Here is a 16,044-nt window from a genome sequence, read left to right as displayed (position 1 = left end):
ATAGCGAATAAATAAAAACAGATTTGAGAAGAATATCTTCTATTTCAATGGTAAGTACAACTGTTAAAATGTTCTGACAATATTAATAATTGTTTAAGAGGTGCAAAAGGGGGTTTATACGGTTTTTTAATAAAAATGTAAAAAACAAACATTTTAATTATTTGTAATTGAAATGTTTATGTGTTTAATAAGGTCAGAGTAGAGATAATTAGATAATGATTACGCGCTATCTATAAAATTATCTAATTATCTAATTGACACATTATCTAATTTCTACATTATCTAATTGCCAGATTTCCTACATTTGTGCTCTTATGAAAAAAGCTTTCTCTCTCTTCGACTTTTCACAGAAAGTCAATTATAAAAATGAAATTTTAGCAGGTTTAACTGTAGCGATGACTATGATTCCGGAATCTTTGTCTTTTGCTATTTTAGCCGGATTTCCTCCTTTGGTTGGTTTATATGCCGCTTTTATTGCGGGTTTAGTTACGGCAATATTTGGCGGAAGACCCGGAATGATTTCTGGCGGAGCGGGAGCAACGGTTATTGTTTTAATCGCTTTAATGAAATCACACGGAATAGAATATGTTTTTGCCGCCGTTGCTTTAGGCGGAATCGTCCAGATTTGCATTGGACTTTTTAAGCTCGGAAAATTTATCAGACTAGTTCCACAACCCGTTATGTTTGGTTTCGTAAACGGATTGGCAGTTGTTATTTTCATGTCGCAATTAGAACAATTTAAAACCATAGTAAACGGACAAATTTCATGGCTTCAGGGAACTCCTTTGTATATTATGTTGGGTTTAGTTGCACTAACAATTGGTATTGTATTGCTTTTTCCGAAAATTACAAAAGCTGTTCCGGCTTCTTTGGTCGCAATTATGGTCGTTTTTGCAATCGTAATTATATTTAATATTGAAACAAAAACTGTCGAAGGTATTGCTTCTGTTCAAGGCGGATTTCCTCCTTTTCATATTCCAAATATCCCAATTTCTTTCGAGACTTTCAAAGTAATTTTCCCATATTCAGTAATAGTTGCAGCCGTTGGTTTAACCGAAGGTCTGTTGACATTAAACCTTGTTGATGAAATTACAGGAACTCGCGGAAACAGCAATAGGGAATGTATCGCACAAGGAAGTTCGAATATTTTAAATGGTTTCTTTTTTGGGATGGGAGGCTGTCCAATGATTGCTCAGACATTAGTAAATCTTTCGGCTGGTTCAAGAGCCCGACTTTCCGGAATAATTGCCGCATTAACAATCTTATTAATCATACTTTTTGGAGCTCCCATAATTGGAAAATTACCAATGGCAGCTTTAGTAGGCGTTATGATGATGGTTGCCATTACAACATTTGAATGGGCAAGTTTCAGGGTAATCAATAAAATGCCAAAACATGATATTTTCGTCGGAATTTTAGTGGCCGTGATTACTATTTTGTTGCATAATCTGGCTTTAGCAGTATTAATAGGTGTAATAATTTCGGCATTAGTTTTTGCTTGGGAAAGCGCCAAAAGAATTCAGGCCAGGCATTTTATTGATGAAAACGGAATAAAACAATACCAAATTTACGGACCATTATTTTTTGGTTCAATAGCGACATTTATGGAAAAATTTGACGCTCAAAATGATCCGGATCATGTAATTATAGATTTTAAGGAAAGCCGCGTATCCGATATGTCGGCAATTGAAGCATTAAATAATCTGACCAAAAAATACAGTCAGTTGAATAAAGTAATAGAATTAAAACACTTAAGTCCCGATTGCAGAACATTACTTAAAAATGCCGATGCCGTTATTAAAGTAAATGTGATTGATGATCCGAAATATAAAGTGGTTTCCTAAATTAGGAAATGTGTCAATTTGATAATTAGATAATGATTATGTGTTATCTATAAAATTTTCTAATTAGGAAATATCGAATCAAAATACATTGTGTGTTCTTTTCAATCTAATTATTAATACACTACTCCATTATCTAATTTTCTAATTATCAAATTGACACATTATCAATTAACAAGCATATCTTTTACTTCACTAAATTTCCCGTCCACATCTTCGATTTTTAAATCTAAAATATGAGCAATTAAAGGATAAACAGAAACATTTTGGAACGATCCAACTTCTTTACCAACTTTAAAAGCGGGACCTTTTGCGTAAAAAATGGCTTGCATATCTTTTCTTTTGTTATCATAACCGTGAGTTCCGCCTTTTATATTTTGGGTTTTATCGCTCACTAAACTATACCCTTTTTTAGCTTCGATAACAAAATCATGAACTCTCGGATTTGTTCCATAATGCAATCTTTTCGGAACTTCACCGGATTTCCAGAATTTGATATGTGGGACTTTTTTTAATGCTTTTGCAATCGAATCGATACAACCTGGTTTTGCTTCAAGACTCATAATCGGATTAATTACGTCTTTATAGCCCAGCCATTCCGGTTTTAAATAATCAAGAATAGCTACTTTTTTATTGTTGCTGATATCAGCCATTCCGTGATCTGAAACAATAATTAAATTGATTTGTTTTCCGATGGCTAATTGATCCAGTTTAGATGATAATTGTCCCATAACCGAATCCATTTTGTGAACCATTTTTTCATTTTCTGCAGAAAGAGGTCCAAAATTATGTCCCGTATGATCGGGTTCATCAAAATATAAGGTAATCAAATGCGGACGTTGTTTTTCAGGAAGCTGCAACCATTTTATAATAGTATCAATTCTGTTTCCGTACGGAATTTTATTGTCGTAATTTTTATAGATTCCAGGTCTTTTTTTATCTGTATCAGATCCCGGCCAGAAGAAAGAAGCACTTTTTACACCTTGATTTTCAGCAACATTCCAAATTGGATTTCCGCCATAAAAACGCGAATCATTTTTAGCATTTGTTGATAAGGAGAAAGATTCATTTAAAGCTTTATCATAAAAAACATTATTAATAATGCCGTGATGATCCGGATAAAGTCCGGTCACTATAGCATAATGATTTGGAAAAGTTTTACTAGGGTAAGAAGGTCGCATTGATTTTGCATGAACGCCTTCTTTAACAATTTTATCGAGATTTTGAAGGTGAAAATGTTTCGCATAATCCCAACGAAATCCATCCATAGAAACCAATACAACGTAATTTTCTTTCGAAGACTGAGAATAGGAGAAAGTAGTAATGAGTAAGAATGTAAAAAATAATAGGTGAGTGGTGAATTTTCTCATTTTGCAATTTTAAATAGAACTGCAAAGGTATTAATAACTGAATTTTTAATGAAAAACAGAATGTTAAACTAAAGAAAAGTTTGCCACGAATTTATGTTATAATCTTTATGGTGATAAAAAAGTTTGCCACGAATTCCACGAATTTTCGCCAATTTTTTATGTATAATTTATAGGAAAATAATTGGTGCTCATTCGTGAAATTCGTGGCGAAAAAATAGGCAAAAAAAACGTGTAATAGAATTTTCTATTACACGTTTTAAATTTTAAGAAGTTAAGAACGATTACATCATTCCTGGCATACCGCCACCCATTGGCATTCCGCCAGCACTTTCTTCTTTAATATCAATTAATGCACATTCTGTAGTAAGGATCATTCCGGCAACAGAAGCAGCATTTTCTAACGCTACACGAGTTACTTTTTTAGGATCGATAATACCAGCTTTAAGCATGTCAACATATTCGTCAGTTTTAGCATTGTATCCAAAATCACCAGAACCTTCACCAACTTTTGCTACCACTACAGAACCTTCAAGACCTGCATTTTCAACAATAGTTCTTAATGGAGATTCAACAGCGCGAGATACAATCTGAATTCCTGTAGCCTCGTCAGCGTTGTCAGCTTTAAGATCAGCCAATGCCGCTTTTGCTCTTAATAAAGCAACACCTCCACCAGCAACAATTCCTTCTTCAACAGCAGCACGCGTTGCATGTAATGCATCATCTACTCTGTCTTTTTTCTCTTTCATTTCAACTTCAGATGCAGCACCAACATAAAGAACAGCAACACCACCAGCTAATTTAGCCAAACGTTCCTGCAATTTTTCTTTATCATAATCAGATGTTGTAGCTTCCATCTGACCTTTAATTTGGTTTACTCTGTTCTTGATGATATCAGCTTCACCAGCACCACTTACAATTGTAGTGTTGTCTTTATCAATAGAAACTCTTTTTGCAGTTCCTAACATTTCGATAGTTGTATTTTCTAGTGTATAACCTCTTTCTTCAGAAATTACAGTTCCACCAGTTAAGATAGCGATATCTTCTAACATTGCTTTTCTTCTGTCTCCAAAACCTGGAGCTTTTACAGCAGCAATTTTAAGGGCACCTCTTAATTTATTTACTACAAGAGTTGAAAGAGCTTCTCCGTCAACATCTTCAGCAATAATTAATAATGGTTTTCCTGATTGAGCAACTGGCTCTAAAACAGGTAGTAATTCTTTTAAAGAAGAAACTTTTTTGTCGTATAATAAAATATATGGAGAGTCTAACTCAACTTCCATTTTCTCTGGGTTTGTTACGAAGTAAGGAGAAAGATATCCTCTGTCAAACTGCATACCTTCAACAACGTCAACGAAAGTATCCGTTCCTTTAGCTTCTTCAACAGTAATAACACCTTCTTTTCCTACTTTAGCGAAAGCAGTAGCGATAAGTTCACCAATAACTTCGTCGTTATTAGCAGAGATAGAAGCAATTTGTTTGATTTTATCAGAATCACTTCCTACTACTTTAGCTTGTTTTGCAAGATCAGCAACAATCGCTTCAACAGCTTTATCGATACCACGTTTCAAATCCATTGGATTTGCACCTGCAGCAACGTTTTTAAGACCTTCTTTAACGATTGCCTGAGCTAAAACTGTAGCAGTTGTAGTTCCGTCACCCGCTAAATCATTGGTTTTAGAAGCTACTTCTTTAACCATTTGTGCGCCCATGTTTTCTAATGGGTCTTTTAATTCGATTTCTTTTGCAACAGAAACACCATCTTTAGTAACAGTTGGTCCACCAAATGATTTTCCGATGATTACGTTACGACCTTTTGGTCCAAGAGTTACTTTTACAGCATTTGCTAATGCATCAACACCACGTTTTAATCCGTCACGTGCTTCAATATCAAATTTTATATCTTTTGCCATTTCTTTTTTGTTTAATGTTTGATTTGTTTCAAGTTTTGCAGTCTTAATTCTTAATACTCAGAACTTAATACTTATTGTTTTTTTAGATTATCGCTAAGATATCATCTTCACGCATAATCAAATAATCAGTTCCTTCAAGTTTTAATTCTGTTCCAGCATATTTACCATAAAGAACAGTATCGCCAACTTTTACGGTCATAGTGTGATCTTTAGATCCATTTCCTACAGCTACAACAGTTCCTTTTTGTGGTTTTTCTTTGGCAGTATCCGGAATAAAAATCCCTGAAGCAGTTTTAGTTTCAGCTGCAACAGGCTCAATAAGTACGCGATCTGAAAGCGGTTTAATGTTTAAGGCCATGATTTTATATTTATTATAAGTTATACAAGTTATACGTTTTTAATGTTCTATTGGATTTCAGAAATTGTGCCATGCTCTTAAAACTGACATTATTTCTTAAAAAAAATGCCAGCTTTGACAGGCTGGCATTTTATATTTATATCAAAATTATTATTTCGCTGCAGGAGTTGCCGGAGCAGGAGTTTGTTGAACCGGAGCAGTTGGCGTATTAGCAGCCGGAGCTTCAGTTTTTTCAATAATTTTAGAATCAGTATCACTTAATGATCCTGAAAAGCTTAAGCTTGAAAGCAAAATTAAAGCAATCAAAATAGTAGCCAAAGTCCAAGTACTTTTGTCTAAAAAGTCAGTTGTTTTTTGTACCCCACCTAACATTTGAGTTCCGCTGATAGTAGAAGATAATCCTCCTCCTTTAGGGTTTTGTACCATGATTACTACGATCAATAGAAAGCAAACTATTGTGATTAAAACTAAAAAAATTGAAAATGTGCTCATTGTTTAATTATTATTGTTATTTTGTTGTAAAATCTTTATATCCGAAATACGGTCTGCAAAGAAACTAATTTTTTCTGGATATTTCAAAATTAATATTTCATATGCTTGTATTGCCTTCGTATATTTCTTTTGTTCCAGATATACACGGGCTAAAGTCTCTGTCATTAAATAGGTATTGTCCTCTTTATTAAGGTCATACTGTACTGTTGTATTGATTGCAGTCTGCTTTATTGGAGAGATTTTTGGATTTGTTTCGATGAATTTATTAATTATTTCCGCCTTCTTCTTTTTATCTTCGTCCATTACTTCTGTTTGAGTACCATTGTCCGGAACAATTTTGGCAACAGCTTTTATAACAGGTTCAGGAGCTGGTAAAAGAATTTCTTCTTTTTCTTTAACTTTTTCTGTTTTTATTTCTTGTGCTTTTATTTCTTTTAAAGGGTTCTCTTTTACAGTTACTTCATTTGTTCTGTCAATAGGTTCTGTCCTGGCTAATTGAAGCCATTCCTGAAAAGAATGTTTTTCATTAACAGAAAAATCTAATGGTTTTCCTATTTCCAGATGTTCTCTGGCAACTTTTATTGATTCTTGAATTTCAGGACTTTGAATTTCTTTTGATTCTTCGTCTTTTTCTTCTTCGTTTTCTCCAATTTCTTTAACTTCTTCTTCAACTTGAAGTTCTTCAAAAACAATTGTCGCATTTTCTTCTATAGAAACTGGCACCAATTCTTTAATTGCTTCAGGTTCTTGAGTTGGTTTTGCTTCTTCAAAAACAACTGTCGAAGCTTCTTTTAAAGATATATATATTGATTCCTCAATAGGATCAATTCGAATTAAAGGAGTTTCATCATCAACTATTTCATCAAAAAAAGTTGGCGTTGGTTCTTTAACGGAAGTTGTAATAGTTTCTTCTTCGATAGATTCAATCGGTTCTTCTGTTTTTACAACTTCTTCAAAAGTTATTGTTGTAGGTTCTGTTTCAGAAGTTACATAAGGTTGTTCGATAGATTCAATTGGTTCTTCTGTTTTTACAACTTCTTCAAAAATTATAGTTGCAGGTTCTGTTTCAGAAGTTACAATAGATTCTTCGATAAATTCAATAGGTTGTTCTTCTTCTGTTTTTACAACTTCTTCAAAAATTATAGTTGCAGGTTCTGTTTCAGAAATTACAATAGATTCTTCAACAGATTCAATTGGTTTTTCTTCTGTTTTTACGTCTTCTTCAAAAATTATCGTAGTACCTTCTTTATCAGAGGTTATAGTTGGTTCCTCAATAATTGGATCAATTGGTTTTTCTTCTGTTTTTACCGGTTGTTCAAAAGTTACGGATGTAGCTTCTTTTATAGAATTTAAAATAGATTGTTCGATAGGATCAATCCTAACTTCGGTAACTTTTTTGATTTCTTCAGGTGAAATAATTTGGCTGTCGAAAACTGTAATCTGTAGAAGATCTCTAAGTTTTTGATCATAATATTCACTTTGGATAGAAGTGAAAGTCTCTGAAGTAATAAAATCAAACAAAACCGAACGATCACTTGTATGTGCTGCTGTAACTTTTAAAGCATAATTATACTTAAAGCTGTTTTGATTGTAAAGTCCTTTTAATCGCAGTGCACGCGCACTTTGAAAATACGGAAATTCATTCAAAACATCTCCTAATGCATCCGCCTGCTTTTCTGTAATAGCATCAGGTTTGTTTATTAGGTAGTTATAATCAGTTACATTCATTATTTTTTGTTTAATCGTTGAAATTTGCTTAATTGTATAATCGATAGTGTTAATCGTTATCACTTAATGAATAAACGATTTACCGATTAAACCAGAAAACTACCATTTTGCTAATGACTCATTAAAAATATCCTGAGTAATCCTGTCATAAATCTCTTTGATAGCAGCATTTAAAGCAGAACCTACAAGTTGTTGATCTCCAGGATAATCTTTGTAGAATTCGAAAGTTTTCTCAAAATCATCTGTTTCTTTCTTTTTATTCGAAAATCTAACTCGTATACGAATCGTTAAACGGTTTTGTGCTGCTCCAACATTCCCATCAGACGTCACAGCAGTCGCTGTCATAGGAGTTGTTCTGTAATCTATAATCTCCCCTTCATAAAGCAAATCACCGCCGCTGCTTACCAAGTTTAAATTGGTTTGGCTCTGAATTAAATCTTGCAAAGCCAATGTGAAATCTCTGTCGATTCCAGGCTCGATCAAATCAGCATTATTCTGAAAAAAGTTAACCTGAAAAGTGTCAGCATCGATTTTTCCTGTTCCTGTAAAATTGTAAACTCCGCAGCCGCTGAAAGTTGTAGCGATTATCAGAATTAAAATATATTTTAAGTTTTTCATTTTTTAGTTTAAGAATTGCTTCGCCAGTTGAATGGCGTTTGGCCAAAGATATTCATTTTCGTTTAAAAAAAAATTGCGTCCTTGTGTCTTCGTAGCAAAAACTACAAATCAAATTGTTTAATTTTTCGATATAAAGTTCGTTCCGAAATGCCTAATTCATCAGCAGCAGCTTTTCGTTTTCCTTTATTTTTTTCTAATGATTTTTTGATCATTTCGATTTCTTTTTGTTCTAAACGCAAAACTTCTTCTTCCTCAATTGTTTCGGCAAACAAGTAATTATCATCCTGCATTTGGTAATTATCTTCGCGCGTTGCAGGCGTCATAACAGCTGTTCTTGGTTCTTCTTCAAAATCTATTTCACTGTCATTTTCCTGAGAACCGTATATTTTCTGAATTAAATTCGGATTTATATCCTGTACTTTCGAACTGCCGTTTTTCATTAATTCCAAAGTCAGTTTTTTCAAATCATTCAAATCACTTTTCATATCAAAAAGCACTTTGTATAAAATGTCTCTTTCGGTACTAAAATCGCTTTCTTTTTTCTTATCGTTGATTACCGATGGTAAATTGCTTCCTTCGGTTGGTAAATACGATTGTAAAGTAGACAATGTAATATCGCGATTGGTTTCTAAAACCGAAATTTGTTCCGCTACATTTCGCAGCTGACGAATATTTCCGTTCCATCTGAATTTTTGCAAAAGCTGAACCGCATCGTCATCTAACTTTAACGGAGGCATTTTGTATTTATGCGCAAAATCGGCAACAAATTTTCTAAACAATAAATGAATGTCTTCGTTTCTTTCGCGTAAAGGCGGTAAAGTAATTTCGACAGTTGTTAAACGATAGTACAAATCCTCACGGAATTTGCCTTTTTCGATCGCATTGAATAAGTTTACGTTTGTTGCTGCCACGATTCTAACATTCGTTTTTTGAACCTGAGATGAACCTACTTTTATAAATTCTCCGTTTTCAAGAACACGAAGTAAACGAACCTGAGTTGTTAATGGCAATTCACCAACTTCATCAAGAAAAATGGTTCCGCCATCTGCCACTTCAAAATAACCTTCACGCGTGCTTGTAGCTCCGGTAAAAGCACCTTTCTCATGTCCAAAAAGTTCACTGTCAATTGTTCCTTCCGGAATTGCACCACAGTTTACAGCAATATATTTTCCGTGCTTTCTGTGTGAAAGCGAATGAATTATTCTCGGAATATTTTCTTTACCAACACCACTTTCCCCAGTCACCATTACCGAAATATCAGTAGGAGCAACCTGAATGGCTTTTTCGATAGCGCGATTTAATTTCGGATCATTTCCAATAATCTCAAATCGCTGTTTTATTGCTTGAACTGTTTCCATGTAAAATTTTGTTTCAAGTTTTATTTGTTTCAGGTTTCAAGTTACGGAATGTATACGAGTCTTAAAACCACAAATAATATTTTTCGTTTGTCATTCCCGATAACTATCGGGATAAAATGATTAACACAGATTTTTTAAATCGACGAATAACTTTTTTCAAGTAATTTGATTATCATTAAATTAACCACAAATTACGCAAATTAGCGCAAATTTATTTTATGAATTTATTAATCGTTTATGTATTAGTGATTTATTTTGAAAGTTTACAATTATCCCCACAGGGGTATCTGCAAGTTTCATGTAATTTAATGTTTGGGCAAGATGATCATTGCTAATTTCTTTCACAGATTTCACCTCTAATATTATATCGTCATAAACTATGAAATCTGCATAAAATTTATGAGGCAAAATAATTCCTTTATATTCTATTGCAAACTCCTTTTCTCGTTGATAGGGAATTTGATGAATTTTGAATTCAATTTCTAATGCGTCTTTGTATACAATTTCAAGTAATCCAGATCCTAATAATCTATGTACTTCCATACAGATTCCAACAATTTTATAGTTTTCGTTTTTCTTGTAATAATATTCGTTTGAGTCAGGCATGGAAATTAATTTGTGAAAATTTGTGAAATTTGCGGTTAAAAATCTAATTCATACTGCTCAATCCAACAGCTTCACCTTTTAAAGTTCCGCTTGTGCAGCTTGTGATTTTTACATTTACAAAATCCCCAATCTTATAATTCTCTTTCGGGAAAACCACTGTAATACTTTGAGAATTTCTTCCTGAGAATTCTTCGGTTGATTTTTTTGAAACTTTTTCGACCAAAACTTCAACAACTTGTCCAACAAATTCTTCGCTTCTAAACCAGGCATGTTTTTGTTGTAAATCGACAATTTCCTGTAATCTTCTCGCTTTTGTTTCTTCCGGAACATCATCTTCCATTTTTCTTCCGGCCAAAGTTCCCGGACGTTCAGAATACGAATACATATAACCGAAATTATATTTTACATATTCCATCAAACTCATGGTATCCTGATGATCTTGTTCGGTTTCTGTTGGGAAACCCGCAATCATATCTTGTGAAATTGAAGCATTCGGAATAATCGACCTGATTTTATCAATCAAAGTCATATATTCTTCGCGGGTGTGCAAACGATTCATTTCCTTTAAAATTCGGTTACTTCCGGACTGAACAGGTAAGTGAATGTGTTTGCAAATATTAGGATGTTTCGCAATAACATGCAAAACACTTTCGTGCATATCCTGTGGATTAGAAGTCGAAAATCTGATTCTCATTTTAGGGAAACCTACAGCAACCATTTCAAGCAATTGATCAAAATCTACTGCCGTTGCTTTTTGCATTTCAGATGCGTTTACGAAATCTTTTTTCAAACCACCCCCATACCAAAGATAACTGTCAACGTTTTGCCCCAAAAGTGTAATTTCCTTAAAGCCTTTATCCCATAAATCCTGAATTTCTCCCATAATACTCTGAGGTTCACGACTACGCTCACGTCCGCGTGTAAAAGGTACAACGCAAAACGTGCACATATTATCACAACCGCGCGTGATCGAAACCAAAGCTGTAATTCCGTTGCTCATCAAACGAACCGGCGAAATATCTCCGTACGTTTCCTCTTTCGATAAAATTACATTTATTGCGTCGCGGCCTTCTTCAACTTCTGCTAATAAATTTGGCAAATCTTTATAAGCATCAGGACCAACAACAAGGTCAACTATTTTTTCTTCCTCTAGGAATTGGCTTTTCAAACGCTCGGCCATACAGCCCAAAACGCCCACTTTCATTTTCGGATTAATACGTTTCACCGCATTATATTTCTCCAGACGTTTACGAATAGTTTGCTCCGCCTTGTCTCTGATCGAGCAGGTATTTACAAGAACCAAATCGGCATCTTCAAGAGTTTGTGTCGTATTATATCCGTTTATCGATAAAATGGAAGCTACGATTTCACTGTCCGAAAAATTCATCGCACAACCGTAACTTTCTATAAAAAGTTTCTTGGTATTTTCAGGTTTATTCTCCAAAACAAGACTTTCGCCCTGCTTGCTTTCTTCAATAATCTTTTCCATTGTATAATTTCAAAGTGCAAAGATAACGCAAATGTGTTCAATATGACAAGATGGCAGAAAAGAAATTTTAGATTTTAGAGTTAAGATTTTAGATTGCTAATTAACAATTGCTGATTTTAAATTTTAATAATAGCGACTTAAATAACGGCCAATTAATAATAATCTGTAGATAAGAAGATTAATCTAAAATCAACAATCGAAAATCTAAAATAATTTGTAGCTATTTCCGGCTTTCCGCTACATCCCGATAGCTATCGGGACATAAAAATGCAAAGTTTCTAATGTTTTTAAAAAGAGCTTCTCCCAAAGCTTCGGGAGTCGCTTTTTTAAAACAAGAAACTTTTTACATTTTTTACTCCGGGCTTTTCACTATAATCCGGGCTAGGAATCTGCAGTAAAAAAGAATATTTCTCGGTCATAATCCTTTAAAAATTATACCTATATATATAATAGGTACGATTACAGATAAATGTGCAATTTTAGCAATCATAATATTAAAATAACTCAAAAATGCATTATCGAGGCTGATATTTAAAAAAAATAGATACTTTTGTTGCAGAAAAATAGAGCAATGGCAAAGAATTTAGTAATAGTTGAGTCACCTGCAAAGGCGAAAACAATAGAGAAATTTCTAGGAAGTGATTTTCAGGTAGAGTCAAGTTATGGGCACATAGCCGACTTACCATCTAAGGAAATAGGTGTAGATGTAGAAAATGGATTTAAACCTAAATATGAAGTTTCTCCAGATAAAAAAGCCTTAGTAAGTAAACTTAAAACATTATCTAAGAATGCCGAAATGGTTTGGTTAGCAAGTGATGAGGACCGCGAAGGAGAAGCTATTTCATGGCACTTGGCGGAAGAATTAAAACTAGATGTTAAAAAAACCAAGCGAATTGTTTTTCACGAAATTACCAAATCTGCGATTCTTAAAGCAATCGACAATCCAAGAGAAATTGATTATAATTTAGTAAACGCACAACAAGCACGTCGTGTTTTGGACCGTTTGGTAGGTTACGAATTGTCTCCGGTTTTATGGAGAAAAATCAAAGGCGGACTTTCTGCCGGACGTGTGCAATCCGTTTCGGTTCGTTTGATTGTAGAAAGAGAACGCGAAATTCAAAACTTTAATGCAGTTGCGAGTTATTCTATCGTAGCAGAATTTGTGAATGAGGCAGGAAAAACTTTCAAAGCCAAATTACCAAAGAACTTTAATACTAAAAAAGAAGCCGAAGATTTTTTAAATAAAAACATCGGATCACAATATAAGGTAGCAGATTTAGAAACTAAACCTACCAAAAAATCCCCAACAGCACCATTTACAACTTCTACATTGCAACAAGAAGCAGCAAGAAAATTGTATTTACCAGTTGGAATCACCATGCAGCTTGCGCAGCGTTTATACGAAGCCGGACTTATTACTTATATGAGAACGGATAGTGTGAATCTTTCTGCTGAAGCAATGAGTGCTGCAGAAGCTGAAATCATAAAATCATACGGAAAAGAGTTTTCTAAACCCCGAACTTTTGCCAACAAAAGTAAAGGCGCACAAGAAGCGCACGAAGCAATTCGTCCAACAGATATGTCGCGCCATACTGTAAATATCGATCGTGATCAGGCGCGTTTATACGATTTGATCTGGAAAAGAACATTAGCGTCTCAAATGAGCGATGCACAATTAGAAAGAACAAACGTAAAAATTGAAGCCAATAATCATAGCGAAATTTTTACAGCTTCCGGAGAAGTTTTGCTTTTCGAAGGTTTCCTAAAAGTGTATTTAGAAGGTCATGATGACGATGAAGAAGAACAAGAAGGAATGTTGCCTGCATTAAAAGTAAACGAAAAATTAGTTAACAATTATATTACAGCAACCGAAAGATATTCAAGACCTCCGGCAAGATATACAGAAGCTTCGTTGGTGAAAAAATTAGAAGAATTAGGAATTGGTCGTCCGTCTACGTATGCGCCAACTATTTCGACTATCATCAATAGAAATTATGTTGAAAAAGGAACTCTTGAAGGTCAGGAACGTAATTATACACAACTTACTTTGCAAACTGGTAAAGTAGGAGAGAAGTTGCTGAAAGAAAATACAGGTTCTGATAAAGGAAAATTAGTCCCAACAGATATCGGGACAATCGTAACGGATTTCCTGGTTAAGAATTTTGGAAACATATTAGATTATAATTTCACTGCAAAAGTAGAGCAGGATTTTGACGAAATTGCCGAAGGAAATATTGACTGGGCAATTATGATGCAGGAGTTCTACAATAAATTTCATCCAAATGTAAAAGAGGTTGAAGCGAATGCAGAACGTGAAAGCGGAGAAAGAATACTTGGAAAAGATGCAGACGGAAGACAAGTTTCTGTTCGTTTAGGAAAATTTGGACCAATGGCTCAAATTGGAGAAGCCGATGATGAAGATAAAAAATTCGCCAGTTTGATGTCTGATCAAAATATCGGAAACATTACCCTTGAAGAAGCTTTGAATTTGTTTTTATTGCCTAAAAACTTAGGTGAATATAAAGGAGAAGAAGTAGAGGTTAGCAACGGTCGTTATGGTCCTTATGTTCGTCACGGAAGTGTGTTTATTTCTTTGCCAAAAGGAGAAGATCCGTTAAGTCTTTCTAAAGAAAGAGCGCAAGAGTTAATTGATGAAAAAGCAATTGCTGATGCTCCAATTGCAGTTTATAAAGGAGAAGGTGTTCAGAAAGGTGTGGGGCGTTTTGGTCCTTTCATCAAATGGAATGGTCTTTTTGTAAATGTTAGTAAAAAATACAATTTTGATAATTTATCGCAACAAGATGTTGAAGAACTGATTGAGGATAAATTGCAAAAAAATATAGATAAAGTGCTTCACAATTGGGAAGACGAAGGGATTTTGGTTGAAAAAGCACGTTGGGGCCGTTCAGTAATCACAAAAGGCAAAATCAAAATTGAATTAAGTAAAGACGTTGATGCAACAAAATTGACATTGGCGGAAGTTCAGGAAATGATTGCTAAAAAGACACCAGCTAAAAAAGCTCCAGCCAAAAAAACAACAACAGCAAAAAAAGCACCAGCTAAGAAAACAGCCGCTAAAAAGAAATAAAAAATGGAATTTGATTTTCTAGAACCAGTTAACGACGGAATTTTAAAATTCATTAGTTCGTTGTCTTCACAAGAGTTGGGTAGTAAAATTGTTTTGCATACTCAAGATCAATTTCCTGATATTGATAAAATTACGATTGCAATTGTTGGTGTTTTAGAAGATCGCAGAAACAGCAATGCCATTAATGAAGTAAGCTTAAATGCTATTCGTAAGAAGCTTTATAGCATGTTTCCCGGTAATTGGGATGCTTCAATTGCTGATTTAGGAGATATTCTTGCCGGCGATTCTGTAGAAGATACTTACTTTGCTCTTAAAAAGGTAACAGCTACCTTAATTAAGAATAAAGTGATTCCTATAGTCCTGGGAGGTTCGCAGGATCTGACCTATGCTTTGTATCGCGCTTATGACGATTTAGAGCAAATGGTAAATATGGTTGCAGTAGATAACAGATTTGATTTTGGAAAGGAAAATGAAACAGTTTCGGCTAATTCATATCTCACTAAAATCATAATTGATGAGCCTAATAACCTCTTTAATTACTGTAATATAGGATATCAGACCTATTATAATTCGCAGGAAGAAATTGATTTGATTGAGAAATTGTTTTTTGATGCTTATCGTTTAGGCGAAATATCAAATAATATAGCATTGGCTGAACCGGTTTTTAGAGATGCTGATCTGGTAAGTATTGATTTAAATTCAATAAAATCATCTGATTCAGGAAACAATATTTCCTTTGAACCTAACGGTTTTAATGGAAAAGAGATCTGCTCATTGGCCAGATATGCGGGGATTAGCGATAAAGTTTCATCATTTGGAATCTTTAATCACAATAATACCGTATATGAGTCAGCGATGATAGCTCAGATAGTTTGGTATTTTATAGAAGGATATCATTATCGATCAAAAGAATATCCTTTTGGAAGCAGAACAAATTATTTAAAATATATTGTGCCGCTGGAAGATGAAGAATTGATTTTTTATAAAAGTGACAAAACAGAACGTTGGTGGATAGAAATTCCTTACGAATCTAATGGTCACAATAAATTGAAAAGAAATACGTTATTACCGTGTTCTTATGACGAATATCTCTCTGCTTGCAATCAAGAATTGCCAGAAAGATGGTGGAAGGCACAAAGAAAAAATGCTTTGTGAAGTAAAGTTTTACAATAATTTTTTTGTTTTT

At 34.1% G+C, this 16,044-nt stretch carries 11 protein-coding genes and 1 pseudogene; 3 read left to right on the top strand and 9 right to left on the bottom strand.

Annotated features, from left to right (window positions below; translation table 11 throughout):
* Positions 1-314 precede the first annotated feature (314 nt).
* The gene (locus ACZ0AH_RS19205; protein WP_463477377.1) at positions 315-1,844 is read left to right on the top strand and encodes a SulP family inorganic anion transporter; all 1,530 of its coding nucleotides are present in this window, start codon (positions 315-317) and stop codon (positions 1,842-1,844) included.
* Positions 1,845-2,008: 164 nt separating this feature from the next.
* On the opposite strand, the gene ACZ0AH_RS19200 is transcribed toward ACZ0AH_RS19205, so the two are convergent.
* From ACZ0AH_RS19200 to miaB, 9 genes and pseudogenes are all read right to left on the bottom strand, one after another.
* Positions 2,009-3,211, bottom strand: coding sequence for an alkaline phosphatase family protein (locus ACZ0AH_RS19200; RefSeq protein WP_463477376.1), 1,203 nt, complete (start codon positions 3,209-3,211; stop codon positions 2,009-2,011).
* Between the two features lie 281 nt (positions 3,212-3,492).
* A complete protein-coding gene (groL, locus tag ACZ0AH_RS19195; protein ID WP_463477375.1) occupies positions 3,493-5,121 on the bottom strand; it encodes a chaperonin GroEL in 1,629 nt (542 codons plus the stop codon).
* Positions 5,122-5,203: 82 nt separating this feature from the next.
* A complete protein-coding gene (locus ACZ0AH_RS19190) occupies positions 5,204-5,479 on the bottom strand; it encodes a co-chaperone GroES (RefSeq protein ID WP_012023920.1) in 276 nt (91 codons plus the stop codon).
* A 150-nt stretch (positions 5,480-5,629) separates the two neighbouring features.
* A complete protein-coding gene (gene secG, locus ACZ0AH_RS19185) occupies positions 5,630-5,971 on the bottom strand; it encodes a preprotein translocase subunit SecG (RefSeq protein ID WP_463477374.1) in 342 nt (113 codons plus the stop codon).
* A gap of 3 nt (positions 5,972-5,974) precedes the next feature.
* Positions 5,975-6,532 (bottom strand): annotated as a pseudogene (locus ACZ0AH_RS19180) (tetratricopeptide repeat protein); the annotation flags it as partial.
* A 1,266-nt stretch (positions 6,533-7,798) separates the two neighbouring features.
* Positions 7,799-8,317: an LPS assembly lipoprotein LptE gene (lptE, locus tag ACZ0AH_RS19175; protein ID WP_463477373.1), complete on the bottom strand. Its 519-nt coding sequence runs from the start codon at positions 8,315-8,317 to the stop codon at positions 7,799-7,801.
* A gap of 101 nt (positions 8,318-8,418) precedes the next feature.
* Positions 8,419-9,675 carry a sigma-54 interaction domain-containing protein gene (locus ACZ0AH_RS19170; protein WP_463477372.1) on the bottom strand — a complete coding sequence of 419 codons (1,257 nt, stop codon included), beginning with the start codon at positions 9,673-9,675 and terminating at the stop codon, positions 8,419-8,421.
* Positions 9,676-9,891: 216 nt separating this feature from the next.
* Complete coding sequence (locus tag ACZ0AH_RS19165; RefSeq protein ID WP_463477371.1) at positions 9,892-10,281, bottom strand: GxxExxY protein; 390 nt, start codon at positions 10,279-10,281, stop codon at positions 9,892-9,894.
* A 43-nt stretch (positions 10,282-10,324) separates the two neighbouring features.
* On the bottom strand, positions 10,325-11,770 hold the full coding sequence (miaB, locus tag ACZ0AH_RS19160; RefSeq protein WP_463477370.1) for a tRNA (N6-isopentenyl adenosine(37)-C2)-methylthiotransferase MiaB: 1,446 nt from the start codon (positions 11,768-11,770) through the stop codon (positions 10,325-10,327).
* Positions 11,771-12,341: 571 nt separating this feature from the next.
* On the opposite strand from miaB, the gene topA reads away from it, so the two are divergent.
* Together topA and ACZ0AH_RS19150 are read left to right on the top strand one after the other, a co-directional pair.
* Positions 12,342-14,858: a type I DNA topoisomerase gene (gene topA, locus ACZ0AH_RS19155; RefSeq protein WP_463477369.1), complete on the top strand. Its 2,517-nt coding sequence runs from the start codon at positions 12,342-12,344 to the stop codon at positions 14,856-14,858.
* A gap of 3 nt (positions 14,859-14,861) precedes the next feature.
* Positions 14,862-16,013 carry a formimidoylglutamase gene (locus ACZ0AH_RS19150; RefSeq protein ID WP_463477368.1) on the top strand — a complete coding sequence of 384 codons (1,152 nt, stop codon included), beginning with the start codon at positions 14,862-14,864 and terminating at the stop codon, positions 16,011-16,013.
* Positions 16,014-16,044: the final 31 nt, after the last annotated feature.

The organism is Flavobacterium sp. AC105 (genome assembly GCF_979258495.1).
Note: the sequence above shows the minus strand (reverse complement) of the source record. Positions and strands in the feature narration are given on the sequence as shown.

What these genes read in the sequence shown, in the direction of transcription:
- topA (WP_463477369.1), top strand. Translation starts at nt 12,342, where the DNA reads ATGGCAAAGAATTTAGTAATAGTTGAGTCACCTGCAAAGGCGAAAACA.
- ACZ0AH_RS19150 (WP_463477368.1), top strand. Translation starts at nt 14,862, where the DNA reads ATGGAATTTGATTTTCTAGAACCAGTTAACGACGGAATTTTAAAATTC.
- ACZ0AH_RS19205 (WP_463477377.1), top strand. Translation starts at nt 315, where the DNA reads ATGAAAAAAGCTTTCTCTCTCTTCGACTTTTCACAGAAAGTCAATTAT.
- lptE (WP_463477373.1), bottom strand. Translation starts at nt 8,317, where the DNA reads ATGAAAAACTTAAAATATATTTTAATTCTGATAATCGCTACAACTTTC.
- miaB (WP_463477370.1), bottom strand. Translation starts at nt 11,770, where the DNA reads ATGGAAAAGATTATTGAAGAAAGCAAGCAGGGCGAAAGTCTTGTTTTG.
- ACZ0AH_RS19170 (WP_463477372.1), bottom strand. Translation starts at nt 9,675, where the DNA reads ATGGAAACAGTTCAAGCAATAAAACAGCGATTTGAGATTATTGGAAAT.
- secG (WP_463477374.1), bottom strand. Translation starts at nt 5,971, where the DNA reads ATGAGCACATTTTCAATTTTTTTAGTTTTAATCACAATAGTTTGCTTT.
- ACZ0AH_RS19200 (WP_463477376.1), bottom strand. Translation starts at nt 3,211, where the DNA reads ATGAGAAAATTCACCACTCACCTATTATTTTTTACATTCTTACTCATT.
- ACZ0AH_RS19165 (WP_463477371.1), bottom strand. Translation starts at nt 10,281, where the DNA reads ATGCCTGACTCAAACGAATATTATTACAAGAAAAACGAAAACTATAAA.
- ACZ0AH_RS19190 (WP_012023920.1), bottom strand. Translation starts at nt 5,479, where the DNA reads ATGGCCTTAAACATTAAACCGCTTTCAGATCGCGTACTTATTGAGCCT.
- groL (WP_463477375.1), bottom strand. Translation starts at nt 5,121, where the DNA reads ATGGCAAAAGATATAAAATTTGATATTGAAGCACGTGACGGATTAAAA.